The 23,573-nt window shown below is 47.7% G+C and carries 22 protein-coding genes; all 22 read left to right on the top strand.

What is annotated here, in order from left to right; all coding sequences use genetic code 11:
• The first annotated feature begins 131 nt into the window (after positions 1 to 131).
• The 22 genes from MHI21_RS25615 (at position 132) to MHI21_RS25510 (ending at position 23,456) form a co-directional block, all read left to right on the top strand.
• Positions 132 to 1,871 (top strand): ABC transporter substrate-binding protein, encoded by a 1,740-nt coding sequence (locus MHI21_RS25615; RefSeq protein ID WP_341162640.1) that lies wholly within the window; start codon positions 132 to 134, stop codon positions 1,869 to 1,871.
• A gap of 68 nt (positions 1,872 to 1,939) precedes the next feature.
• Positions 1,940 to 2,902 (top strand): ABC transporter permease, encoded by a 963-nt coding sequence (locus MHI21_RS25610; RefSeq protein ID WP_341162641.1) that lies wholly within the window; start codon positions 1,940 to 1,942, stop codon positions 2,900 to 2,902.
• 11 nt (positions 2,903 to 2,913) lie between these two features.
• Positions 2,914 to 3,837 carry an oligopeptide ABC transporter permease gene (opp4C, locus tag MHI21_RS25605; protein ID WP_341162642.1) on the top strand — a complete coding sequence of 308 codons (924 nt, stop codon included), beginning with the start codon at positions 2,914 to 2,916 and terminating at the stop codon, positions 3,835 to 3,837.
• Positions 3,838 to 3,850: 13 nt separating this feature from the next.
• The gene (locus MHI21_RS25600; protein ID WP_341162643.1) at positions 3,851 to 4,834 is read left to right on the top strand and encodes an ABC transporter ATP-binding protein; all 984 of its coding nucleotides are present in this window, start codon (positions 3,851 to 3,853) and stop codon (positions 4,832 to 4,834) included.
• Positions 4,831 to 5,796, top strand: a complete 966-nt coding sequence (locus MHI21_RS25595; RefSeq protein WP_039272116.1) for a dipeptide ABC transporter ATP-binding protein — start codon at positions 4,831 to 4,833, stop codon at positions 5,794 to 5,796. Before MHI21_RS25600 ends, MHI21_RS25595 begins: the two co-directional genes overlap by 4 nt.
• Before the next feature lie 159 nt (positions 5,797 to 5,955).
• On the top strand, positions 5,956 to 6,897 hold the full coding sequence (locus MHI21_RS25590) for a D-alanyl-D-alanine carboxypeptidase family protein (protein WP_061830438.1): 942 nt from the start codon (positions 5,956 to 5,958) through the stop codon (positions 6,895 to 6,897).
• 236 nt (positions 6,898 to 7,133) lie between these two features.
• The gene (locus MHI21_RS25585) at positions 7,134 to 8,192 is read left to right on the top strand and encodes an LCP family protein (protein WP_342419173.1); all 1,059 of its coding nucleotides are present in this window, start codon (positions 7,134 to 7,136) and stop codon (positions 8,190 to 8,192) included.
• A 45-nt stretch (positions 8,193 to 8,237) separates the two neighbouring features.
• A complete protein-coding gene (locus MHI21_RS25580; protein WP_013312792.1) occupies positions 8,238 to 8,666 on the top strand; it encodes a CBS domain-containing protein in 429 nt (142 codons plus the stop codon).
• 121 nt (positions 8,667 to 8,787) lie between these two features.
• Positions 8,788 to 9,090 (top strand): MazG-like family protein, encoded by a 303-nt coding sequence (locus MHI21_RS25575; RefSeq protein WP_013312791.1) that lies wholly within the window; start codon positions 8,788 to 8,790, stop codon positions 9,088 to 9,090.
• Between the two features lie 5 nt (positions 9,091 to 9,095).
• Positions 9,096 to 10,013 (top strand): DUF2232 domain-containing protein, encoded by a 918-nt coding sequence (locus tag MHI21_RS25570; RefSeq protein WP_165178320.1) that lies wholly within the window; start codon positions 9,096 to 9,098, stop codon positions 10,011 to 10,013.
• 11 nt (positions 10,014 to 10,024) lie between these two features.
• Positions 10,025 to 12,013 carry a DHH family phosphoesterase gene (locus MHI21_RS25565; protein WP_039272108.1) on the top strand — a complete coding sequence of 663 codons (1,989 nt, stop codon included), beginning with the start codon at positions 10,025 to 10,027 and terminating at the stop codon, positions 12,011 to 12,013.
• The gene (gene rplI / locus MHI21_RS25560; protein WP_013312788.1) at positions 12,010 to 12,453 is read left to right on the top strand and encodes a 50S ribosomal protein L9; all 444 of its coding nucleotides are present in this window, start codon (positions 12,010 to 12,012) and stop codon (positions 12,451 to 12,453) included. The genes MHI21_RS25565 and rplI overlap by 4 nt, the downstream gene beginning before the upstream one ends.
• Positions 12,454 to 12,455: 2 nt before the next feature.
• Positions 12,456 to 13,814 carry a replicative DNA helicase gene (dnaB, locus tag MHI21_RS25555; RefSeq protein ID WP_013373892.1) on the top strand — a complete coding sequence of 453 codons (1,359 nt, stop codon included), beginning with the start codon at positions 12,456 to 12,458 and terminating at the stop codon, positions 13,812 to 13,814.
• A 376-nt stretch (positions 13,815 to 14,190) separates the two neighbouring features.
• Positions 14,191 to 15,477: an adenylosuccinate synthase gene (locus MHI21_RS25550; RefSeq protein ID WP_029518946.1), complete on the top strand. Its 1,287-nt coding sequence runs from the start codon at positions 14,191 to 14,193 to the stop codon at positions 15,475 to 15,477.
• 203 nt (positions 15,478 to 15,680) lie between these two features.
• Positions 15,681 to 16,505: an ABC transporter permease subunit gene (locus MHI21_RS25545; RefSeq protein ID WP_025723149.1), complete on the top strand. Its 825-nt coding sequence runs from the start codon at positions 15,681 to 15,683 to the stop codon at positions 16,503 to 16,505.
• Between the two features lie 53 nt (positions 16,506 to 16,558).
• Positions 16,559 to 17,590: an ABC transporter ATP-binding protein gene (locus MHI21_RS25540; protein ID WP_341162646.1), complete on the top strand. Its 1,032-nt coding sequence runs from the start codon at positions 16,559 to 16,561 to the stop codon at positions 17,588 to 17,590.
• Positions 17,591 to 17,688: 98 nt separating this feature from the next.
• Positions 17,689 to 18,858, top strand: a complete 1,170-nt coding sequence (locus MHI21_RS25535; RefSeq protein WP_342419172.1) for an extracellular solute-binding protein — start codon at positions 17,689 to 17,691, stop codon at positions 18,856 to 18,858.
• A gap of 2 nt (positions 18,859 to 18,860) precedes the next feature.
• Positions 18,861 to 19,703, top strand: a complete 843-nt coding sequence (locus MHI21_RS25530) for an ABC transporter permease subunit (protein ID WP_165178318.1) — start codon at positions 18,861 to 18,863, stop codon at positions 19,701 to 19,703.
• Positions 19,704 to 19,733: 30 nt separating this feature from the next.
• Positions 19,734 to 21,248, top strand: coding sequence for a hypothetical protein (locus MHI21_RS25525; RefSeq protein WP_342419171.1), 1,515 nt, complete (start codon positions 19,734 to 19,736; stop codon positions 21,246 to 21,248).
• Positions 21,245 to 21,712 carry a hypothetical protein gene (locus MHI21_RS25520; RefSeq protein ID WP_342419170.1) on the top strand — a complete coding sequence of 156 codons (468 nt, stop codon included), beginning with the start codon at positions 21,245 to 21,247 and terminating at the stop codon, positions 21,710 to 21,712. The genes MHI21_RS25525 and MHI21_RS25520 overlap by 4 nt, the downstream gene beginning before the upstream one ends.
• Positions 21,705 to 22,712 carry a CehA/McbA family metallohydrolase gene (locus tag MHI21_RS25515; RefSeq protein WP_342419169.1) on the top strand — a complete coding sequence of 336 codons (1,008 nt, stop codon included), beginning with the start codon at positions 21,705 to 21,707 and terminating at the stop codon, positions 22,710 to 22,712. Before MHI21_RS25520 ends, MHI21_RS25515 begins: the two co-directional genes overlap by 8 nt.
• Positions 22,713 to 22,739: 27 nt before the next feature.
• Positions 22,740 to 23,456, top strand: a complete 717-nt coding sequence (locus tag MHI21_RS25510) for a GntR family transcriptional regulator (protein ID WP_165178314.1) — start codon at positions 22,740 to 22,742, stop codon at positions 23,454 to 23,456.
• Positions 23,457 to 23,573: the final 117 nt, after the last annotated feature.

The raw sequence follows: 23,573 nt of genomic DNA, 5'->3' as shown, positions 1-23,573 counted from the left end.
ACACGTGTTTACGCTATTAAAGATAGTAAGGAGGATGTGCAAACTTCATTTTCAAACCTCAAGCTTTAACGAATCACCGCAGGAATGAGACAGGCTGTTAAATAAAGAACCGACTAAGGGGGATTAACAGGATGATGCAGACGAAGAAATGGGTTTCTTTGCTTATGATGCTTACGATCGTTGGTGTTCTGTTTGCAGGATGTAGCGGAGGTGCCAATGAGGCACAGCCACAGCAAGGCAATGCGGGCAATAAAACAGAGGGAAATGAAGCAAGTGCACCTGTTACGGAGGGCGTTATTAAAGCAACTGATCTGTCGCAAAACCCTCCGGGAGCGACTAATCGGAAAGATAATATTGTAGTAGGTATGACATCACCAAAAGGGGTATTCAACCCGCTATTCTGGCAAACGACTTACGATTTATATGTAGTCAGAACAGTATTTGATTCCTTCTTACAGGTTAAGGCGGATGGTACATATGAAAATAGTTTGGCTGAAAAGGTTGATGTATCGCCGGATGGTCTAAAATACACATTCCATCTGAAACCAGGTGTGAAGTATAGTGACGGCACTCCAGTAACCGTGAAGGATTATGCTTTTGTACTCAAAGTGCTGCATGATCCGAATTATGATGGAGAAACCGATGTATTGTCTTTTAAAATTAAAGGCGGTAAAGAATATCACGATGGCAAAGCAAATGATATCTCGGGGATCAAGGTCATTGATGATAATACAGTAGAGGTCACCGTTACAGAAGCAACAGCGTATACGAAGGATTTTCTGGGTGAGCAATACTTTATGCCAGAAGCTTATTACGGAAAAGGATTTAAAAAAGGTAACCTGGACAGCATCAAGGCGCTTAATAATAAGCCGATCGGCTCTGGTCAGTACGTACTGAAGAGCTTCTCCCCAGGTCAACAAGTCGTATTGGATGCGAATCCAAACTACTTTAAAGGCGCACCAAAGGTGAAATCAGTTATTTTTAAAACAACAACAGAAGAAACGAACCTGTCTATGCTGCAAACGGGCGAAACGGACATGGACAACATCACAGTTACGGAAGACAATGTAGAGGAATTAAAGGCATTGGGCTTCTTAGACGTGAATATTATGCCAACGAACGGCTATGGATACATTGCGTTTAATCACAAGGAAAAGAAATTTCAGGACCCTAAAGTACGTCAGGCTTTAACTATTGGGTTAAACCGCAAGGAGATTGTGCAGGGCGTGTATGGTCCATATGCGAATGTTATTAACATTCCACAATCTACAGAATCTTGGTCTTATACGGATGAAGGCATCAACAAATACGAATTTGATACAGCTAAGGCGAAGGCTTTGCTGGATGAGGCAGGCTGGAAGGTTGGTGCTGACGGAATCCGCGAAAAGGGCGGAGAAAAGCTGACCATTAACTTCTCTGCGACTGCTGATAATCCAGTAGTAGAGGCCTTGCTACCGATCATGTCCAATAACTATAAGGAGCTAGGCATCAAGCTGACTTCCGAAACTTTAGATTTTAACGCCATTATGGATAAAAAGGACACAGGCAAGTTTGATATGTTCTTCGCGGCTTGGGGCTTAACTCCAGACCCGGATACAACGACTTTTATTACGAATGGTGCACAAAATGATATCGGCTATTCCAATAAGAAGGTCGATGAACTAACGCTTGCTGGTAAGCATGAGCTGGATCAAGAGAAACGCAAACAGATTTACAAACAGCTCTATCAAGAGCTAAACAAAGATCTGCCAACTATCTTTATGTACCAACGCAGAGATATGTGGCCAGTTAATGGACGTGTAACCGGCTTGGAAATTACACCATACAAAGATTTTGAGTTCACTCTGCATAACGCTCAGATCGCTCAATAAGGGTTGCCAATCGTATGCTCAGCTCTCACGAGCTGGGCATATCACTTTATTCGTCTGGAGGAATGAATATGAAGCAGTACATTATTCGAAGACTGCTGCAACTCATCCCCACACTTATTGGCATATCCATTATCGTATTTGCGATTTCAGCCATGGTGCCGGGTGATTATATTACAGCCAAGCAGAACCCGAATATGACGGCCGAAAAGGCGCAGCAGCTACGACATATCTACGGGCTGGATAAACCGGAATACCAACGCTATTTTATATGGGCCGGTAATATGTTAAAGGGGAATATGGGGGATTCATTACAGCATAAGCAGCCGGTAACGAAGGTCATTGGCAATTATGTATGGAACTCATTTATTATCGCTTTTTTTAGTCTTATTTTTAGCTGGTTGATTGCGGTTATTGCAGGGGTATTTTCAGCCAAGTTCCAATATTCGTTATTCGATAAGTTTGTCACATTATTCATTTTCTTATGTATGTCGCTGCCTTCATTTTTTATTGGTCTATTGGTCATCAAAATATTTGCCCTGGAGTGGGGGGTTCTCCCGGTTGGGGGCATGACCACAGCAGGGATGGAGCCAGGCTCATGGGCTTATATTGTAGATGTTCTCAAGCATATGTTTCTGCCGACACTCGTACTTACGATGCTGAGCACAGGAAGTCTGACCCGGTATTTCCGTACAGGCATGTTGGAGGTCATTCGTCAGGATTATATTCGTACCGCACGCGCCAAAGGTCTGAAGGAACGTACGGTTATTTTCAAGCACGCACTGCGCAATGCACTGATTCCAGCCATCACACTACTCGGCTTCGAGCTTCCGGCCTTATTTGGTGGGGCGATGATTCTGGAGAAGGTATTTGTGTGGCCGGGTGTGGGTCAGGTCTATCTGGAGTCGATCAGTATGCGGGATTATCCGTTTATGTTGGGCTTCACGATTTTCCTAGCGGTACTTACGCTTATCGGTAATTTGCTCTCTGATGTATTGTATGGCATGGCAGATCCAAGAATTCGCTTGAAGTAGGAGGGATACTATTGTCCGCAGAAACAGTCACGATTGAAAAGAATCAAAAGGCGGCGATCCGTCCTGAAGCGTCTCCATGGAGAATCGCCGTTCGCCGTTTTAACCAAAACCGTCTGGCTTTGGCTGGTCTCGTTATATTAATTCTGATGGTTACCATTTGTATATTTGGACCGATGATTTCACCTTATCATTTAGACGATTACAAGCTAGCTGACAAAAATTTATCGCCTAATGCTAAGTACTGGCTTGGGACGGATAAGTTTGGTAGAGATATTTTGCTGCGTACGATGCTGGCCGGCCGTATTTCCTTGACGGTGGGGCTAGTTGCCACGTTTATTTCGGTCATGATCGGGGCGACGCTGGGTGCGTTGGCAGGATTTTATCGTAAAGGCGTGGATACGGTTATTATGCGGATTGCCGATATTTTCATGGCACTCCCTACATTACCGCTGCTTATTATTTTAGGTGCTGTTCTGTCGGATTTGAAGGTCGATCCGTCGAATCGCATTTATTTTCTGATGCTCATTATCGGGATTCTGAGCTGGACGAGCTTGTCCCGTCTGGTCAGAGGGCAGATTCTTACGCTGCGTGAACAGGAGTTTATGCAGGCGACGGAAGCGCTAGGCTTGAGAGACCGTCGCAAAATATTCCGACATTTGCTGCCGAACACGATTCCTACCATTATTGTTACGGCTACGCTTGGAGTAGCGGGTGCAATTATTACAGAATCTGCGCTCAGTTACTTGGGGATTGGCGTTGTGCCGCCCACACCTTCGTGGGGAAACATGATATCGGCTGCGAATAACCTAATTGACTTCCGCAAACGGCCTTGGATATGGGTTCCACCGGGAATGTGTATTCTCATTACAGTTGTAGCGATTAACCTGATTGGTGACGGTTTGCGTGACGCACTGGACCCTAAAATGAAGAAGTAGGAGACGAACGTTTATGGAAAATGCTTTGATTGAATTTCGTAACCTGAAAACCCACTTTCATACCTCTAACGGAACTGTCAAAGCGGTCAATGACGTCAGTTTTAAAATTCGTGAGGGTGAAACGCTCTGTGTGGTAGGAGAATCAGGCTGCGGTAAGAGTGTAACAGCGATGACGATGATGCGGTTGATTGATTCTCCCCACACCTCAGACGGACAAATCTGGTTTGAGGGCAAGGACCTTCTAAAACTCAATAAAGGTCAAATGCAGCAGATTCGCGGCAATGACATCTCGATTATTTTTCAGGAGCCCATGTCTTCTCTGAATCCCGTGCTTACGATTGGGGAACAGATCACGGAGCCATTGCTGATGCACACATTAATGAGTAAAAAAGAAGCACATGCTCGGGCAATTGAGCTGATTAATTTGGTGGGGATTTCACGTTCAGAGGAAATATTTCATTCCTATCCTCATGAATTGAGTGGCGGTATGCGCCAGCGGATCATGATTGCCATCGCATTAAGCTGTAATCCGAAGCTATTGATTGCGGATGAACCAACAACGGCACTGGATGTTACGATTCAGGCACAGATTCTGGATTTAATGCGGGATTTGAAGGATAAGCTTAAAACGTCCATTATGCTCATCACGCACGACTTGGGCGTCGTGGCAGAAATGGCTGATTATGTAGTTGTTATGTATGCTGGAAACGTCATTGAAGAGGCGCCTGTCATTGAGCTGTTTAAAAATCCGCAACATCCATATACTCAAGGCTTATTAAAGGCGAAGCCCGTCATTAATCAGAAAATGGATCGACTCTATTCCATCCCAGGACAGGTTCCAAACCCGATTGAGCTAGGAGAAAATTGTAATTTTCATGATCGGTGCGCCCATTGTATGCAAATTTGCAAGGATCAGGCTCCTCCCTTGAATGAAAAGGAGAATGGTCATAAGGTTGCCTGCTGGCTATATGAGAAAGAAGGAGGGCAACGGATATGAGCGAGCCTTTGATTCAAGTGGAAGGGCTGAAAAAGTATTTCCCGATCACAGGCGGAATTTTTCAGCGTACTGTCGGACATGTGAAAGCAGTCGATGACGTATCCTTTAACATTCATAAGGGTGAATCCTTCGGTCTGGTAGGAGAATCGGGTTGCGGCAAAAGTACGATTGGACGTACGATTCTCAGATTGATGGATAAGACAGAGGGATCGGTACGATATAAAGGCGAGGATTTGCACGCGTTAAACAAAGAGCAGATCCGTGCGCTTCGTCCGAAGTTGCAAATCGTCTTTCAGGACCCTTTTAGCTCACTGAATCCGAGAATTAAGGTCGGTGAAGCCATTGGAGAGGCATTGCTGGATCACGGGTTGATTGATCGTAGTGAGCTGCGGAAGAAGGTCAATGAAACGCTGAACATTTGCGGGCTGTCCTCGTATCATTATGATCGGTATCCGCATGAGTTCTCTGGCGGTCAGCGCCAGCGGATCGGGATTGCACGGGCTTTGATTTTGAATCCTGATTTTATTGTGGCTGACGAGCCGGTATCTGCTCTGGATGTGTCTATTCAGGCCCAGATCATTAACTTGTTAAGTGATTTGCAGCAGGAACGCCAATTGACCTATCTGTTCATCTCGCATGATCTAAGTGTAGTCGAGCATCTGTGTAGCCGGATTGGCGTGATGTATCTGGGTTCAATGGTAGAGCTTTCCTCTAAGGAGGAACTGTTCAGTAATCCGCTTCATCCGTACACGAAGGCGCTGCTATCGGCAGTACCGATTCCCGATCCCACGATCAAGAGACAACGGATTGTGTTGAAAGGAGACATCCCATCTCCGGCCAATCCGCCTTCAGGATGCAAGTTTCATACACGTTGTCCTATGGCAGAAGCACGTTGTAAAACAGAGACTCCGGTATACCGCGATGCGGGCGATCAGCATTTTGTAGCCTGTCACTTTGCCTAAAATATAATAATTAGGAAGCAAAATATCCGTCATTCTGAAAGCAGAATTGACGGATATTTTGGCGTGGAATAAAAAAGGTAAAAAAATTGTATCTTTTTTTCGAAAAATTGCAGACAAAATGGATTTTTCATCGTCTAATAAAGTATGGAGGTTATTACGATGATGAAAAAACATTGGTTACGTTGGGCTATTGTCGTCCCGGTACTTATTATATTGATTTTTATTACGCTTGGGCCCCGCCTGTTGATCGGAAAGCCGAATGTGGATGCAGAGGCTGCGGTGCTGATGGACATGCATACTGGGGAATTACTGATGGATGTGAACGGCGATACGCCTATGCCTTCCGCAAATATGTCCAAGCTCATGACCGAGCTATTGGTGCTGGAGGATATTCGGGCCGGACGGTTAGGCTGGAATGATGAAGTGCGAATTAGCCGTTACGCGAGTACGGTGGGCGGTGTAAATCTCTCCCTCCGGTATGGTGAAAGGATGACCGTATCCGAATTGTTCCAGAGTATGGTTGTGTATTCAGCGAATGATGCCGCTGTCGCGTTAGCGGAGCGTTCAGCAGGGAATGAATCAGCTTTTGTGAAGCGTATGAATGGAAAAGCTGCCCAAATTGGGTTGTCATCCGATAGTCGCTTTAGCAATGCGTCTGGGGCAGGTCAGAGTGAACTGGGGCCGAATCACCCTGAGGATATTCAGGGAGAAACGAAAATGACAGCAAGCGACACGGCAAAGTTGGCCTCCTATTTGATTACGTCACACCCGGAGATTTTGAGAACGTCCAGTCGTACGCAAATGGAGTTGAAGGATAAAGGCATCTACATTAGTAATACGAACTGGATGCTGCCTTCCTTGGCTGGACCGTACTCTTACGCGGGAACGGACGGACTGAAAGCAGGGTACACAAGCGATGCTGGATACTGCTTCACGGGCACAGCTGAGCAGCATGGAAGACGGCTAGTTGCTGTGGTGCTGGGTGCACCGAGCAAGGAAGAGCGTTTTGAGCAGACACGGAAGTTGTTCGATTATGGTTTTTCCCTGTCGACTTCTTTCCCGGTGAGACTGCAAAATTTGGTGAAACTGGCTCCACATTAAGGCGAAAAATGACTTTGAAAGCTACATAGGATACGGATATAAACATGAATTGGGGCTTTGACCGTGAGGTCGAAGCCTTTTTTGGCATGAATTTGAGAAGCTGACCACGCCATGATACTTTTGACAACAGGGTAGCAGACCTTTTATGCTTTGAGGGGAAGTTTTCGCTTCATGTGGGACCAATTCGGTTTAATGAAGAGATGGGATTTGTGACGGAAAGAAGGAAGGTACCTGTTATGGAGAGAAGACATAAGAGAAGGACCAGTGGAAAGCCCAAAAAGAAAAAGAGGTTTACCGCTCTATATATTTCATGTATTGTTTTATTTTTGATTGCAGTGGGAGGCTACCTATTCCGCAAACAGCTGACACTGGTGGCTTTTGATTGGTTTGTATCACCGACGTTGGAGAGCAAGCTGGAGAAATCCTATCAGCCGCGACAATCCGGTGAACAGCAGCAGCAAGAGACAGTAGCTTACCGTAAGGAGCCCTTTTCGGTGCTGTTACTGGGTACAGATGAAAGGCCAAATGAAAAGGCGCGTGGTCGTTCGGATACGGTTATGTATGCAGTAGTACGGCCCGCAGAATCGCGTCTGCTTTTGATTTCCATTCCAAGGGATACGTACGTACAGATTGTCGGACATGATCCGAATCGCGATGGCGAGGATGATTTTGATAAGTTGGGGCATGCTTATGCGTTCGGAGGCGCAGATATGTCCATGGCTACAGTAGAGAAGTTGATGGAGCATAAGGCCGATTATTATGCTACGATTAATTTCCAGGGTATTCAGGAGGCGGTGAATGCAGTGGGTGGAGTTGTGCTTCCCATCGACAAGCCCATTGAGAATAAGAACCCGCTGCATATCAAGTTCCGTATTGAGGCGGGCAAGCCGCTTTATAATGGTGAGGAAGCGACGTATTATGTTAGATATCGGGAAGATAGCGACTTCAACCGCACAAAACGGCAGCAAATATTTTTAAACGCTATGGCGGATAAGCTGCTGAATATCAACGGAATTACCAAGATCCCGGAGCTGCTCGATATTATGGGAGCCAATTTTAAAACCGATATGGAACCTACTTTTATTACTGGACTTGGCAAGCAAGCTATTTCGCAGGGGAATCCACAAATTTCAAGTTTTACGATTACGGGGGAAGGGTTCAAGAAGAAGGGCCTGTATTATGACCGGGCTAATGAACAGGAACTTGAATATGCCAGACTCATCATTGCGAACTGGCTTGATTCTGATACAACCCCGCAGACGCTGAGGCTTCCCGACAAGCAGGACATTCAGTGAGTAATCAATGGATTTATATTTGATTTTGAGGGGGATTCGTTTCTCATGAATATCGCTTTTTTCTTGCTTCCCAAACAGGAAGTTGCTTGTGTAACGGCAGATGCTACTTTACGGCAAACGTTGGAACGGATGGAATATCACCGTTTTACAGCGGTTCCTATTTTGGATAAAGAAGGTAGATATACAGGTACGGTTACAGAAGGTGATCTGTTGTGGCATATGAAAGAGTCCGAGGGGAAAATCACCTTTGAAAACGCTTCTAAGTTCATGCTTAAGGACGTTCCGTTGCGGGTTACGATGAAGCCCGTATCCATTGACGCGAACATGGAGGATTTAATTAATTTGGCGAAGGTGCAGAACTTTGTGCCCGTTGTAGATGATATGGAACGGTTTATTGGCATTGTACGTCGCAGCCAGATTATTGAGTATTGTGAAAAATTTGTGTCCAGGGAATCGCTTAATACTTCAAGCTAAAATAAGCAGCAAAGCTGGTCCGAAAATAACGATTTACCCTATGGGGTAACACTTATTTTCAGAATAGGATATGCTATAATGGAGAATAAAGCTTTTTCAGAGGGGTGTGACTCTTCATCATATGCCTAAAGAAATGGATGTAGTTAAACGGGCCAAGGTTATTGAATGGCTTAAAACAGAGGTGCTTGACCAAGTCTCCCGTCTGTTTAAGGCGATGTGGGAAGGCAGTACAGCCCGCATCGGTGATTGTTTGGCGAGTTTGGTGATGAGCAGTTATATTTTGGGGAGGCGCCTTGGAGTGTCTTACCGTGAATTGGATGATCTACTCATCGACAAGCTAAGAAAGCACAGAAAAGAAGGACACCAGCTGGAGGATTGGTATCAGGACATTTCCGCACTGGAAGAACATATGCGTAAGAGGTGAAAACGTTGAAATTCCGCTTGGCAACTGTAGCATGGAGCGTCATTTATTTGCTTCTGCTGCTGACTCTATTGACACCATTAAGAATCATTACCGTATTTTTGCTGATTGTGCCTGGCGCTGTATTGTTTTCATCGCTGCCTTTCAAAGGATTTCTGGTCCACGTCATACCGGTGCTGTTAATTATAGCGCTACTCGATGTGTATTCGCTGCTCCCTGCCATTTATTTTCTGATTCCTTCAATAATGATGGGACGGATTTATAAAAAGGGAGGACCTGCTTTTCAAGCGTTGATGACCGGGATGGGCGTTATTTTAGCCGAGTTGTTGGTTGTTCTGTTTATCGCTACGTATTCCTTTGGATTTGATCTTTCGCAGTACCTTCGTGATCAGGCTGCGATATCGGCAAGTATTGTACAGCAGGTTTTGAGTGCTAATCCGATGTTTTCAAACATGAATTGGACGGCAGAGGATACGCAGAAACTCGGCACAATGTTGATTGGAAAAATTCCGTATGTGCTGATCGTGACCTCGTTCATATTGGCGGTGATTACGCATGCTTTGGCACGTCCGGCATTGAGCAGTCTCGATGTACCGGTACGCAAAATGAAGCCTGCCCGCGAGTGGAGGCTACCACGCGCACTGATCTGGTATTATCTGCTGGCAATTGTTATTGAATGGATAGCAGGGTCTTCCGATAGCAGCTGGATTCAAATGGTTTCCATTAGTATGCTACCGCTGATTCATGCATGTTTTATTATCCAGACGATTGGTTTTGTATACTTCTGGACGCATAGCCGTAAAATGAGCCCGGTGATTGCGTTGCTGCTGTCGCTCGTCGTTCTGGTGTTCCAGCCGCTCCGCATTATAGGTATTATTGATTTGGCCTTTCCGCTGCGTGAAGCTATTACAAGATCAAAGAAATAGGGTGAACAGTCATGCCTAAATTTCTACAAAAACGCTGGCACGGCTATCAGACGGTCTGGGCGTTTTTACTGCTGCTGGTGCTTGTCATATGTATTTCCATGTACAACTGGGAACTGGGTGTGATAGGACTGCTGCTGTCATTCTTGCTCGGCGGGCTGATGCTGAAGACGGAATTGGATTTTCGTCGGGAACTGAATCAATATATCAGCGGTCTTTCCTTCCGGATCAAGCGGGTGGAAGGGGAAGCGATTAGTGCATTGCCGTTCGGCATCATTTTGTACAGTGAAAATCGAACGGTAGAATGGCACAATCGGTTTGCCGGGGAGATGTTCGAGGAGCAATCACTGATTGGTGAGTCTCTTCAAGATTTGTTTCCTCAACTCGCAGGTGCTCTAAGCACCAAGAAGGAAACAAAGGAGCCTGCTCGTGAGCTGAAGGTGGAGCTACAGCATGATGAGCGTCATTATCAGTTTCTGATCGTGCCCGATGAGCGTCTGATATATTTGTATGAAGTCACGGAGTTGGCGGTGCTACGCAAGCAGTATGAAAACGAGCGGTTGGCGCTCGGTATCGTCATGCTCGATAATATGGACGAGGCTGCTCAGGGGATGGACGATCAGCAGCGCACCGCGCTTATTGCGAAGGTGTCAAGCGAGATTACATCCTGGGCTAATCAGTACAATATTTATTTGCGTCGATTATCTTCCGAGCGTTATCTCATTATGCTAAATCATAAAGCGCTTCAGGAGCTGGAGCAAAGTCGATTCGTCATTCTGGATACCGTAAGGGAAATGACAGCGGATTTGAAAGTACCGATGACACTGAGTATTGGCTTATCCTTTGGTGCAGAGAGCATCAAGGAGCTAGGGGAGCTGGCCCAATCCAGTCTAGATATGGCGCTTGGGCGTGGAGGCGATCAGGCAGCAGTGAAGGCGGGACAACGCCTGTCCTTTTACGGAGGCAAGTCCAATGCTGTCGAGAAGCGTACCAGAGTGCGTGCCCGAGTCATTGCACATGCGTTGCGTGATCTGATGCAGGAGAGCGACCGCGTGCTGATCATGGGACACAAAATACCGGACATGGATGCAGTGGGAGCGGCCATCGGTGTGTGGAAGGCTGCGGCGCTTTACAATGTAGAGGCACATATCGTACTGGATAAATCTAATCCGTCTATCGACCGAATGATGGAGCAGGTAAACAAGGATGAGAAGTTATCGCAAGCGCTCCTGACGCCAGAGCAGTCGCTCCAGCTAATGACTGAGCACAGTCTGCTGGTCGTGGTGGACACGCACAAGGCCTCCATGACGATTGAGCCGCGTCTAGTGCAGACGGCCAGTCGGGTGGTGGTTGTCGACCATCATCGTCGGGGCGAGGAATTTATTAACGATTCGGTTCTGATCTACTTGGAGCCCTATGCGTCATCGGCCTGTGAGCTGGTGACCGAGCTGCTGCAATATATCCATGAGAAAGTCCAACTGACACCGCTGGAGGCAACATCACTGTTGGCAGGGATTACGGTGGATACTAAGCATTTTTCCCTGCATACAGGCTCGCGTACATTTGAGGCAGCAGGCTTTTTACGGCGTAGCGGGGCAGATACAGTTATGATCCAGCGCATGTTAAAAGAGGACCTGGATGAATATATTGCTAAGGCGGAAATTATTAAGCATGCTAAAATGATATATGGGCATATCGCAATTGCGGTAACTGAGCCCGGACAGAAAATACCGCAGCTCCTGATTGCTCAGGTGGCGGATTCATTACTCAATATGACGGATGTACTGGCCTCCTTTGTGGTCAGTGAACGTCCTGACGGCCTGGTGGGGATCAGCGCCCGTTCACTCGGACGCATGAACGTACAGGTCGTCATGGAACGGCTAGGCGGCGGAGGACATCTGACGAATGCGGCGGTTCAGCTGGATTGCCCGCTGGAGGAAGCTAAGCGCAGAGTGGTCGACGTGCTGGCCGAAATTGATGGGGAAGAGGGGTTATTTGAATGAAAGTGATATTCATTAAAGATATGAAGGGCCAAGGCAAGAAGGGGCAAATTAAGGAAGTGTCGGACGGTTATGCAGCGAATTTCCTGTTGCCGCGTGGTGTTGCCCGTCCAGCGACAGAAGGAAATATGAAGACGCTGGAAAATCAGAATGCTGCTGAGGAAAAACGCAAGCAAGAGGAAAAGGAAGAGGCGCAGGCGCTCGGCAAAAAGCTGGAAGAGACAACGGTTCAGCTCAAGGCAAAAGCTGGTGAAGGTGGACGGCTGTTCGGCGCGATTACAAGCAAGCAAATCGCGGAGGCAGTAGCTAAAACTGGCATCAAGCTGGACAAACGCAAAATTGAGCTGGAAGAACCGATTCGTACGTTGGGCGTGACTCAAATGACCGTTAAGCTTCATCCTGAGGTCAAAGCTACGCTGAAAGTACAGGTGACTGAAGAATAATTATGGGCGGCGAATTTTTTGATCGGATTCCTCCGCAAAATCTGGAGGCTGAACAGGCGGTTATCGGGTCTATTTTGCTCCAGTCTGAAGCACTGATTACCGCAATGGAGCGGGTGCAGACCGAGGACTTTTATGATAAGGCTCATCAGATGATTTACGAAGCAATGATTGAGCTGGGTGAATCCGGACAGCCGATTGACTTGGTTACGCTGACCTCGAAAATTCAGGACAAGGGACAGCTAGAGGATATCGGCGGTGTCAGTTATCTGGCGAAGCTGGCTCACGGGGTGCCAACAGCGGCTAACGTGGATTACTATGCCCAGATCATTGAAGAAAAAGCGATGCTTCGTCGCTTGATTCGTGCAGCTACGCAGATTGTGAGCGAAGGCTATAGCAGTGGCGAGGATGTCGCTGGTATGCTGAGCGATGCTGAGCGCAAGATTATGGAGATATCCAACGGGCGCTCAGGTAGTGGCTTTATTGCCATCCGCGATGTCGTGATGGAAGTGTTTGACCGCGTTGAATTGCTGCATCAGAACAAGGGCAATACGACCGGAATTCCATCTGGATTTGTTGATTTGGACAAGATGACGGCGGGTTTCCAGCGCAATGACTTGATCATTGTGGCCGCCCGCCCATCCGTAGGTAAAACAGCGTTCGCTCTGAATATTGCGCAAAACGTTGCAGTTCGGGCAAAAGAGACAGTAGCCATCTTCAGTCTGGAGATGTCGGCCGCTCAGCTCGTGCAGCGGATGATTTGCGCCGAGGCCAATCTGGACGCGAACGTCATGCGGACAGGTGAATTTAAAGGCGACGACGATTGGGCGAAGCTGACGATGGGCATTGCAGCCTTGTCAGAGGCGGAAATCTATATCGATGATACACCCGGCATCACTGTGGCTGATATCCGTGCCAAATGCCGTCGTCTCAAGGCGGAAAAGGGACTGGGTATGATCGTAATCGACTACTTGCAGCTTATTCACGGACGAGGCAAAGCAGGCGAGAACCGGCAGCAGGAGGTATCGGAAATTTCACGGACATTGAAACAAATCGCTCGTGAGCTTGAAGTGCCTGTAATTGCCCTCTCCCAGCTGAGTCGGGGTGTGGAGCAGCGTCAAGACAAGCGGCCGATGATGAGTGACTTGCGGGAATCGGGTTCTATCGAGCAGGATGCTGATATCGTGGCGTTTCTGTACCGGGATGATTACTATAATCAGGAAACAGAAAAGAAGAATATTATTGAGATTATCATTGCCAAGCAGCGTAACGGCCCGGTCGGTACGGTAGAGTTGGTCTTTCTCAAAAATTATAATAAATTCGCTAATTACGAGCGTGCCCATTCGGATGCGTTCGCCGGATAACATATTAGTATCATTAGAAAAGGCTCTTTCGACGCGGATTTCGCGATCTCGAAAGGGTCTTTTTTATAGAATTCACGTATTTTCATATAAGGAATGAAACTCTCAATTACGAACAATACTATTTTCATGTAATATAATGTTCGCTTTTTATTTGACTTTAAAAAATGGTGCTGTTACACTTATAGTGCTGCTTCAACGCAGTGGGGAGATCATTACGCCCGGGGCTTTCCGAACCTACGGAATGTCTGCGACGGACGTTTTTTCCTGCTGTCCGAGAACGCTCCATATCTGCTCGCTCAGGCGGTTGAAGTCGGATATGCGTAGTGTGTCAGCTCAAAATCAGAGTGTCTGTGGGCACTCCACGGAGGAATGAAACATGTCAACTGTAGTCGTTGTGGGAACACAATGGGGAGACGAAGGCAAAGGTAAAATCACGGACTATCTGGCGGAAAGCGCTGAAGTGGTGGCCCGTTACCAAGGCGGAAACAATGCTGGTCATACGATTCTCATTGACGGTAAAAAGTACAAGCTGAGCCTGATTCCATCCGGCGTTTTTTATGAAGATAAAAAGTGTGTTATTGGCAACGGCATGGTAGTAAATCCAGCCGCTCTTATTGAAGAAATTACTTACATTCATGATAATGGCTTTTCCACGAAAAATCTGGTCATTAGTGACCGTGCACATGTGATTATGCCGTACCATATGACGCTGGATGTGCTGGAAGAAGACCGCAAAGGTCCTAACAAAATTGGTACTACCCGTAAAGGGATTGGCCCTGCTTATATGGATAAAGCTGCACGTAACGGTATTCGTATTGCTGACTTGCTGGATGCAGAGGAATTCGAAAAGAAGCTGCGCCATCAAACGAAAGAAAAAAATCAAGTGATTGAACAAGTATATGGCGGCGAGCCATTGGATGTAGAAGCAATACTGAAACAGTATCTGGAATATGCTGAATTTATCCGTCCTTATGTAGGCGATACGTCTGTCGTGTTGAATGATGCGATTGACGCAAATCAAAAGGTACTGTTTGAAGGTGCGCAAGGCGTTATGCTCGATATCGACCAAGGTACGTATCCATACGTTACGTCCTCTAACCCGTCGGCTGGCGGCGTATGTATTGGTTCCGGTGTGGGACCATCCAAGATTCAACAAGTCATTGGTGTAGCTAAATCGTACACAACTCGTGTAGGTGATGGACCCTTCCCAACTGAGCTGAACGATGAAGTCGGCGATTACATTCGTGAAACAGGTCATGAGTACGGTACGGTTACAGGTCGTGCTCGTCGTGTTGGCTGGTTTGACAGCGTCGTTGTGCGTCATGCCCGTCGTGTCAGTGGGTTAACGGGTCTTTCCCTGAACTCGCTGGACGTATTGACTGGCCTGAAAACGGTGAAAATTTGCACAGGTTACAAGTACCGCGGCGAGGTGATTACGCATTATCCGGCTAGCCTGAAAATGCTGGCGGAATGCGAAGCGGTATATGAAGAAATGCCAGGTTGGAGCGAAGACATCACTGGCGTGAAAACGCTGGAGGAACTGCCTGAGACTACACGCAATTACGTACAACGCGTGTCTGATCTGACGGGTATCCCAATCGCTATTTTCTCGGTTGGGCGTAATCGCGATCAAACGAATCAGGTGCTTCCGATTTATTTGTAGGACAAGAATGATATAGCTATTGATACACGTTCAAAGAGAGAGGCTGTTAGCAGCCTCTCTCTTTTTTTATTCTGTGAAGTGTTAAATGGTTACTCCCCCTTTACATAATCTTATCTTCCTTGTCGATTTGTGATAACAAACCCTCTCTATAATCCAAATAGAAAAGAGATTCGGACGTCTAGACGTCTTGAGAGGGATGAATTATGAACTGGTATCTTCGCTCACTCGGCACACGCAAAATTGTGGAGTTCATCGTGCTTGTCATTTTCGTCATTTTTTTTCTGGGGCCTCTGACCAATCTTCTCCTTTTGGCGGTTTCGGGAAAATGGCAGTATCCTGCACCGCTCCCGCAGAGCTTGTCACTGGAATGGTGGAAGTTTGTACTTACCCAGGATGATGTACTCAGCTCGATTTCTCTATCCTTCCTGATTGCGATTACCGTTACGGTCTGCTCCATTATCGTATGTATTCCTGCTGCTTATGCCTTTGCACGAATTTCTTTCCCGTTCAGTAAGTGGTTCCTTTTCTCATTCCTACTTACGCATGCTTTTCCGAAAATGGGTTTGTATGTGTCTATTGCCGTACTATTCTACCAATTCGGGTTGATGAACACCTTTGCAGGCATTGTGCTTATCCATATGGTAAACACGCTCATGTATATGACCTGGATTCCTTCCTCTGCCTTCCGCAGCGTACATCGTGCACAGGAGGAGTCAGCGCGGGATGCCGGAGCCGGACCATTTCGGGTGTTTTGGAAAATCACCTTTCCTATGGCGCTGCCCGGCATTGTGGTCGCCTCCATTTTTACCTTTCTTGCTTCACTGGATGAAGCACAGGGGACACTCCTTGTCGGAACGCCGGACTATAAAACAATGCCGGTCATCATGTATTCCATCATTGCTGATTATCCGAGCACAACAGGCGCTGTTTTCTCAGTCATTCTTACCCTACCAACGATCATTCTGCTATTGGCAGCCAAGCGTTTTGTAAGTGCCGATGTACTGGCAGGCGGATTTCAGGTGAAATAACGTAATTGGTCAAAAGAGGAGTTTGTAAAATCCTGAAAAAGGAGCCTAAGCTAATGCCCATTCAATTATCCATTCAAGAGTTAACCAAGCGCTTCAAGACAGGAGACGGAGTCAAAGGCATTTCACTTGACGTGATGAAGGGAGAGCTGGTGACACTGCTGGGACCTTCCGGCTGTGGTAAAACAACCGTGCTTCGCTCCATTGGCGGCTTTTTGGACCCGGACAGTGGCGACATTCAGATTCAGGGTAAAAGCGTACTCAAGCTGCCGCCCGAAAAGCGTCCGACGGCTATGGTGTTCCAAAGCTATAATTTGTGGCCGCATATGACCGTGTATGACAACCTGGCTTTCGGGTTGAAGATTCGAAAGGTGAAGAAGACAGAGATTGACCGTCAGGTGAAGGAAGCGCTAGCGCTGGTTCGGCTAGAGAGCGCAGAGCGTAAAACGCCGGGACAGCTCTCGGGAGGTCAGCAGCAGCGGGTAGCACTCGCTCGGGCTTTGCTGCTAAAGCCTGATGTATTGCTGCTGGACGAGCCCTTTTCCGCGCTTGATGCCAAATTGCGTATGGAGATGAGAGAGGAGCTGCGCGATATCCAGACCCAGACGGGGATGACGATGGTGTTCGTCACCCATGATCAGGAGGAGGCGCTGTCCATTTCCGACCGCATCGTCGTTATGAATGCGGGCCGGATTGAGCAGCTTTCTTCACCGCAGGAGATCTATGACAAGCCACAGTCACTTTTTGTAGCAGGTTTTATTGGCCGGATCAATTTATTAAAGGGGGTGAGTACAGGTCGCAGTGTCTCTGTGAGCGGAATACCGTTTGCACAAGAGTATGAATACACGGGTGAATCCATGGTTGGTGTAAGGCCAGAGGATATTGTTCTGACGACGGAAGAAAAAGGTTCTCTAGCCGGAACGATCAGACAAGTGATGATTCTCGGGCATTATGCGGAAGTTTCGCTGGATAGCGGTACCCATCATCTGAAAATGTTTGTGCCGCGTGAACGAGCGACCGAGCTGCGCAGTGGAGAGCACATCAGATTCAGCTTCAGTAAAATTGTTACTTTTCCAGCAGCACAGTGAAGATTCACGATCAACCTCTATATCGCATCAATGTCCATCACGAACGCATCATCTGGTGATGCTGCGAACTTGTGCAACTATCTAAAGGAGGCAACAACGTGTTTGGGAAAAAGAATATGGGTCTGGTTTTGGCAGGGGTACTTAGTTTATCGTTGTTGGCTGGCTGTGGAAACGGCGGTAATGCCGCTACGGCTACAGGGGAAGCCAAGTCTACCAAAGCGGGAGCCGCTACGGGAACGACGGAAATCTCCCTGTACACTGGAGGGTCTCTGAACGTCAAAGAGCTGTGGGAAACGTTAATCAAGGACTTTGAAGCTAAAAATGATCACGTTAAGGTCAAACTGGTGTATTTGCCAGCAGGAACCGGAAGTGCATCTACACTGGACCGTCTGATCGCAGCCAAGAAAAGCGGACAAACCGATACAGATATCGACCTGTACGAAGGCAGTCTGGATGACATCACTAAAGGGGTAGGCGAAAAACTGTGGGAAACGGTGGACGCTGCCAAAGTTCCAAATTTGAAGAATGTGGATGAAACGTATCTCAAGCAAGTCAACAATCAGGCCATTCCATACCGTGCTTCTTCGGTTGTCCTTGCCTATAACAGTGCAAAAGTAGCGACACCTCCGAAAACAGCCGACGAGCTGTACACGTGGATTCGCCAGCATCCGGGCAAGTTCGCCTATAATGACCCGTCCACAGGTGGATCAGGCAGCTCATTTGTGAACACGGTTATCTATAATTTCCTTCCGCCAGAGGCGATGAACAGTGATGATCCGGCAAATATGAAAAAATGGGATCAAGGTTTTTCACTGCTCAAGGAACTGGGCCCTTCAATGTACCAAAAAGGAGTCTATCCTAAGAAGAACCAAGGCACGCTTGATATTTTGGCAAGTGGAGAGGTAGACATGGTCCCAGCCTGGTCTGATATGGCGCTCGAACAACTGGCTAAAGGGCTGCTTCCAGACACGGTGAAGCTGACACAAATTGACCCTGCCTTTACAGGTGGACCTTCTTATCTGATGGTTCCTTCACTTTCCTCCAAAAAAGAAGCAACCCAGGAATTCTTGAATTATATACTGACGCCCGAAGCGCAAACGGTGGTTATTAATAAAATGTATGGCTATCCAGGGATTAAGTGGAATCTGATGCCAACGGAGCTGCAAGAGAAATTCAACAGTGTATCTTCTGGATACCGCAGCTTTAACAGCGGAGAGCTTCAGCAGGAAATCTACAAACGCTGGCAAAGTGAAGTAGCGGGCGGTTGATCATGAGTTCATTGTCTAAAAGGGGGATGCTGGGGCTTGCCCTGGTCATCCCGTCTTTTCTCATTTTGCTGGTCGTCGTTATTATTCCGATTCTCTATGCCGTGAAGGAAAGCTTGATTGATCAATATGGAACGGGCTACGGTCTGGCCAATTATATTCGGCTGTTCACGGAACCTGCCATGCGTAGAAATATCATGTATACCATTAATGTCACGTTAGTCTCGACGGCCCTTACTCTGGTCATCAGCTATGCTTTGGCGATTTATCTGAGATTCGGCAAAGGAGTTGTCGTGAAGTGGATAGGCCGCTTGTATTTTATTCCGATGTTTGTTCCCGGTGTAATTGCAACGTATGCGATCATTACAATGTATGGCAATCACGGTTGGGCCGCACGTCTTTTGCTGCCGCTCGGCATTGAGACGATTCCGAGGATTATTTATGACTACAAAGGGCTGGTGCTGGCTAATTTGTGGTTCAACATTCCGTTCGCAACCATGCTGCTGAGCTCGGCACTTGCCAGTATTCCAAACGCTGTCGTCGAAAGTGCCAGAGATGCCGGAGCCAGCACGATGCAGCTGTTTGGTCGCTTTATTTTACCCCTTTCCTACAAAACGATGTGGGTTGCGGTGACCTTCATTTTCATGGGAATCATGGGAAGCTTTACGGCTCCCTTCCTGATCGGTGCCAACTCACCACAAGTGCTGGGTGTTGCGATGCAGCAGGTGTTTTCCAGCTATCAGGAGACGCATACAGCCAGCGCAATGGCGGTGTTTATGTTTTTACTGTGTTCTTTTATGGGCTACTTTTATATTCGGACAATGGTGAAGGATGCGGATGCCAGCTAGACCGCCGTTATAACTAAGGAGGTTACAGGGATGAACAGCCAAGCAGAGGTGCAAATTACCGGGTTTAGTGGGCGAGTGTGGGAAAAGGATCTGCTGGATTGCGGTTATCGGATTGCCTTACACAAGGCGGAGGTTGAGCTCAGTCCGGGAAACGGGTTCCGGTTTAGGTTCTCCATGCCAGAAGACGGATACGCGGAGCTTGATCTGTTCGCCAGATCAGACAGTGACTGGGCTGCGACAGATCGAGAATCTGCCTTCGTACGCCTCTACCTGAATGAAGCCTATAATCAAGATGTCATTTTGTACTATGGCAGCAATCAGGGAGTATATACCCGTTTGTTGGGATATCTAAAAGAAGGCGATTACGAGGTCTATGCTGAATTTCGCGAACTGGAATCGGCTCCGCTTGTATCTCGAGCATGGATTGACGGGGTTGAACTGCGCTGCGTGGCTGATTCCTCTCCAAGATCGCTGATTTACCGCCATACCCCGCTTTTATATGGCCGCAATCTGTCACATCCCTATGAGAATCGCTTTACGGATACACCGCTTGTTTTGTTCTATTCCATAGAAGTGAACGAGGGGAAGACGGTCATCGAATACCAGATGATGTTCAGCCATGAAGATGAGGGAACGCCCGCGCCGCTGCTTATGAGCAAATGGGGAAGAACCACCGATATCGAATGGATGTACCGCGTAGAGCTAGATGCAGAGGACAATGTTCTGGAAGCTGTTTTCCAGGGGGCACATCATATTACGACTGCGTTTAATGGGAATTATGATCTGGGCGGGCATCCTGTTCTCCAATCCGCAACAACCAACGGAAACTTTAAGGATGACATTTCATCGGACTATCGTTTTATGCTGCCGCCTGCTTTCCATTGGAAACCAGAGGAAGAGCCGCGTGAGGCTGTCATGAGCCGTTTTCCTTTTGCCTATCAGGTCACTGGGTGGGAGATGGAACGTCAGCAGGAGCTGGAAATGCCATCACAAGCGTCTTCCATTACACTTGCACACCAGCGTAGCTATGTGTTTATCCAGACTTCCAAACGTCCCTTGCGGGATTCAGGCAGAGAATCGGCTCCAGCGTCCAGACCTGGCTTCAATCGGCGCGAGGAAGATGCCTGTGTCGATGTTCAGCTTCGCCTTCACGGCTCGGAGCAGTGGTATTCATCGTGCCATCATGATCTGAGACTCGGAGATTTTAGAGCCGCTTATGAGGGGGCAGAGTCACATTTTTCTACCACGGTCAAGCTATCTGGAGAGGCTGTGCTTGAGGATATAGCTGAAATCAGAGCCGTATTGCTGGAAGGCGGTGCGGACAGCATGGAAGTGGCTGGACTGTGTGCCTTTACGTTAAACGAGGATAATCTCCCGCAGTTTCCGGGTATTCGTACAGACCGGGTGATTAAGCTGATGCGGCTTCAACCCGTGGGTGTTTTATGGGCGGCAGACAAAGACATGTCAGGTGATGAAGAACATCCTGTGAATGATATGGTAAAGCATGTTGTGGATGAACTGTCTAGCCAGGATGGGGAGTCATGAGCAGACTACTGTATGTGGAAGGAACGGTCGACAGAACCAGCACCCAGAGCCATATTACGTACTCCTTCCATATTCCACAGATGACTGAAACGATTCGTATTCACTTCTCTTACACGCCCAAGTTATTGGAGGATCAAGAGCAAGCACGAGGAATCATTGAGGAAAGCATGAGCAAATACGGATACGACGAGCCGGGGCATTCATCCAACCTATGGAAGAAGTATATACCGCTGCAAAATTTATTAACGCTGTCTGTCGATGATCCTCTCCGTCACCGTGGAAATGCGCATCGTCCCGAGATGCAGCAGGAGCATTGGCTCGGTTCGTCTGCGGCTTCGCCGGGATTCCTCGCAGGAGATAATCCGGCGGGCATGTGGCGGATTACGGTCAGTCTGCATGCCGTTGTGACCGAGACGATTGCCTACCAAATTCATGTATTGGGGGAGGAAGCAGCATATGCTTAAATGGATTCCGGCTGAGCTTCACACCCATACGCTTCACAGCGACGGAAAGCAAACGCTGGAGGAGCTTGTTCAAAGCGCAGTGGATCTGGGACTTGAGTGCATCGCTATGACGGATCACAACACGCAATCGGCACTTGCGGATCAGGAACGGGTTCAGCGGCAGTTTGGTCTCCCGATCATTTCAGGGATGGAGTGGACGACCTTTTACGGGCATATGCTGACGCTTGGGGTTGACCGCTTTATCGATTGGCGTGTGCTGGGACCAGATGACATCCATGAGGGGATTCGGCAGGTGCATGAGCAGGGAGGCATTGCAGGGATTGCCCATCCGTTCAGGATCGGAAGTCCGATCTGTACGGGGTGCTTTTGGGAATACACGATTCAGGATTGGCATGAGGTGGATTATATAGAAGTCTGGTCAACGCTTATGCCATCTATTAAGCGGGATAGCCAGCGGGCGTTTGCCATGTGGACCGATTTGTTGAACCAGGGGTATCGCATCACTGCGGTAAGCGGTCGGGACTGGCATGTATCTAAACCGGATGATGCGCTTCCGGCTGTTACGTATCTGGGGGTTCATGATGAAGCAGAAGAGCGAGAAGGTTTAGCAGGCCGGTCAGTTGAGGCGATTCGCCAAGGTTCAGTGTCAGTTACGATGGGACCGTTACTGACGATGTGGGCACAGATTAAGGGCAGAGAACATCGTTATCACATCGGCGAATGTATAGAGCTGACTGTAGAGGATTCACTATCGGTGACGGTCCAATTGGATGTGGAAGCAAGAGCAGCCCATTACAACCTCAAGCCTCAGAATCTTCGTCTTCTGCTGACAAGTAGTCTTGGAATATGCTCCGAGATTCAGATCCCTGCTCAAACTGGAGAATATACGCTGTCATTGCAAGATCCGCTAGGAAAGGGCTGGATACGAGCCGAGCTTTATGGCTGCATGGAAGACTGCGTGATGATGATTGCTTTTACGAATCCGATTTATATGGATTAACACAATAGAAAGGCTGGGCTTCGGACGGTGTCAACAAAACAAGAGAACATAAAGCAGCGTATAGAAGAATATATGAAGGTTAATCAAATGGGTCCGGGGGATCGTCTTCCGTCGGAAACTGCACTTTCCCAATCGTTTCGTGTCTCGCGTACGACGCTACGGGGAGCTATTCGCCAACTGGAATCGGAAGGTAAGCTACTAGTAAAACACGGGAGTGGCACGTTTGCGACTTGCCCGCTGCCGAGTATTCCAAGCTCGCTGGACCGCCTGTACAGCATCGGGGACATGATTCGTTCGGCAGGGCTACGGGAAGACGAGCAGCTGGAATCCATTCAGAGGATTTCGGTTTGTCCTCCTGATATTGCCGAACAGATGAGATTTTCCGAGAATGAGCCCATGATTGCTCTAGAGCGTACACGCACTGCCAACGGAGAGGCTGTAGCCCACTCTATCAACTGGATGCCAGAGAAATTAGCCGGTCCCATTCTGGAAGGTGACTCTTTTTCAGGCTCGCTTTTTCAGAGTCTTGAGTTCAAGGCGGGGGTGCGAATCGTCGGAGCGTATTCCGAGCTTACCGTTCCCAACTATGACGACGCACATATGACACGTCTGCTGAAGCATCCGCAGGCTACGGTATTACTATTGAAGCAGCTTCACTATGATGAAATGAACAGGCAGGTGCTGTATTCTCTGGATTATGTCCGCAGTGACATTTTCCGTTTCTGGGTGCGTCGTACGCGCTGATTCAATCAGAATGAGGCATCTCCTATTGAATTGTGCTAGTTTTACATATTCCATGGGTTAAAAATCGTCATATCTCGTCAATACTGATCTATATGCACTTCATGATGATACACACAT

Origin of the sequence: Paenibacillus sp. FSL H8-0168 (assembly GCF_038592955.1) — a bacterium.
In the GTDB taxonomy this organism is placed as follows: Bacteria; Bacillota; Bacilli; order Paenibacillales; family Paenibacillaceae; genus Paenibacillus; species Paenibacillus polymyxa_B.
This window is presented reverse-complemented; position numbering and strand designations above follow the sequence as displayed.

Bases quoted from the DNA above. Each gene is read 5' to 3' on its own strand.
- MHI21_RS25615 (WP_341162640.1), top strand. From the start codon at position 132: ATGATGCAGACGAAGAAATGGGTTTCTTTGCTTATGATGCTTACGATC.
- MHI21_RS25610 (WP_341162641.1), top strand. From the start codon at position 1,940: ATGAAGCAGTACATTATTCGAAGACTGCTGCAACTCATCCCCACACTT.
- MHI21_RS25600 (WP_341162643.1), top strand. From the start codon at position 3,851: ATGGAAAATGCTTTGATTGAATTTCGTAACCTGAAAACCCACTTTCAT.
- MHI21_RS25595 (WP_039272116.1), top strand. From the start codon at position 4,831: ATGAGCGAGCCTTTGATTCAAGTGGAAGGGCTGAAAAAGTATTTCCCG.
- MHI21_RS25590 (WP_061830438.1), top strand. From the start codon at position 5,956: ATGATGAAAAAACATTGGTTACGTTGGGCTATTGTCGTCCCGGTACTT.
- MHI21_RS25585 (WP_342419173.1), top strand. From the start codon at position 7,134: ATGGAGAGAAGACATAAGAGAAGGACCAGTGGAAAGCCCAAAAAGAAA.
- MHI21_RS25580 (WP_013312792.1), top strand. From the start codon at position 8,238: ATGAATATCGCTTTTTTCTTGCTTCCCAAACAGGAAGTTGCTTGTGTA.
- MHI21_RS25575 (WP_013312791.1), top strand. From the start codon at position 8,788: ATGCCTAAAGAAATGGATGTAGTTAAACGGGCCAAGGTTATTGAATGG.
- MHI21_RS25565 (WP_039272108.1), top strand. From the start codon at position 10,025: ATGCCTAAATTTCTACAAAAACGCTGGCACGGCTATCAGACGGTCTGG.
- rplI (WP_013312788.1), top strand. From the start codon at position 12,010: ATGAAAGTGATATTCATTAAAGATATGAAGGGCCAAGGCAAGAAGGGG.
- dnaB (WP_013373892.1), top strand. From the start codon at position 12,456: ATGGGCGGCGAATTTTTTGATCGGATTCCTCCGCAAAATCTGGAGGCT.
- MHI21_RS25550 (WP_029518946.1), top strand. From the start codon at position 14,191: ATGTCAACTGTAGTCGTTGTGGGAACACAATGGGGAGACGAAGGCAAA.
- MHI21_RS25545 (WP_025723149.1), top strand. From the start codon at position 15,681: ATGAACTGGTATCTTCGCTCACTCGGCACACGCAAAATTGTGGAGTTC.
- MHI21_RS25540 (WP_341162646.1), top strand. From the start codon at position 16,559: ATGCCCATTCAATTATCCATTCAAGAGTTAACCAAGCGCTTCAAGACA.
- MHI21_RS25530 (WP_165178318.1), top strand. From the start codon at position 18,861: ATGAGTTCATTGTCTAAAAGGGGGATGCTGGGGCTTGCCCTGGTCATC.
- MHI21_RS25525 (WP_342419171.1), top strand. From the start codon at position 19,734: ATGAACAGCCAAGCAGAGGTGCAAATTACCGGGTTTAGTGGGCGAGTG.
- MHI21_RS25520 (WP_342419170.1), top strand. From the start codon at position 21,245: ATGAGCAGACTACTGTATGTGGAAGGAACGGTCGACAGAACCAGCACC.
- MHI21_RS25515 (WP_342419169.1), top strand. From the start codon at position 21,705: ATGCTTAAATGGATTCCGGCTGAGCTTCACACCCATACGCTTCACAGC.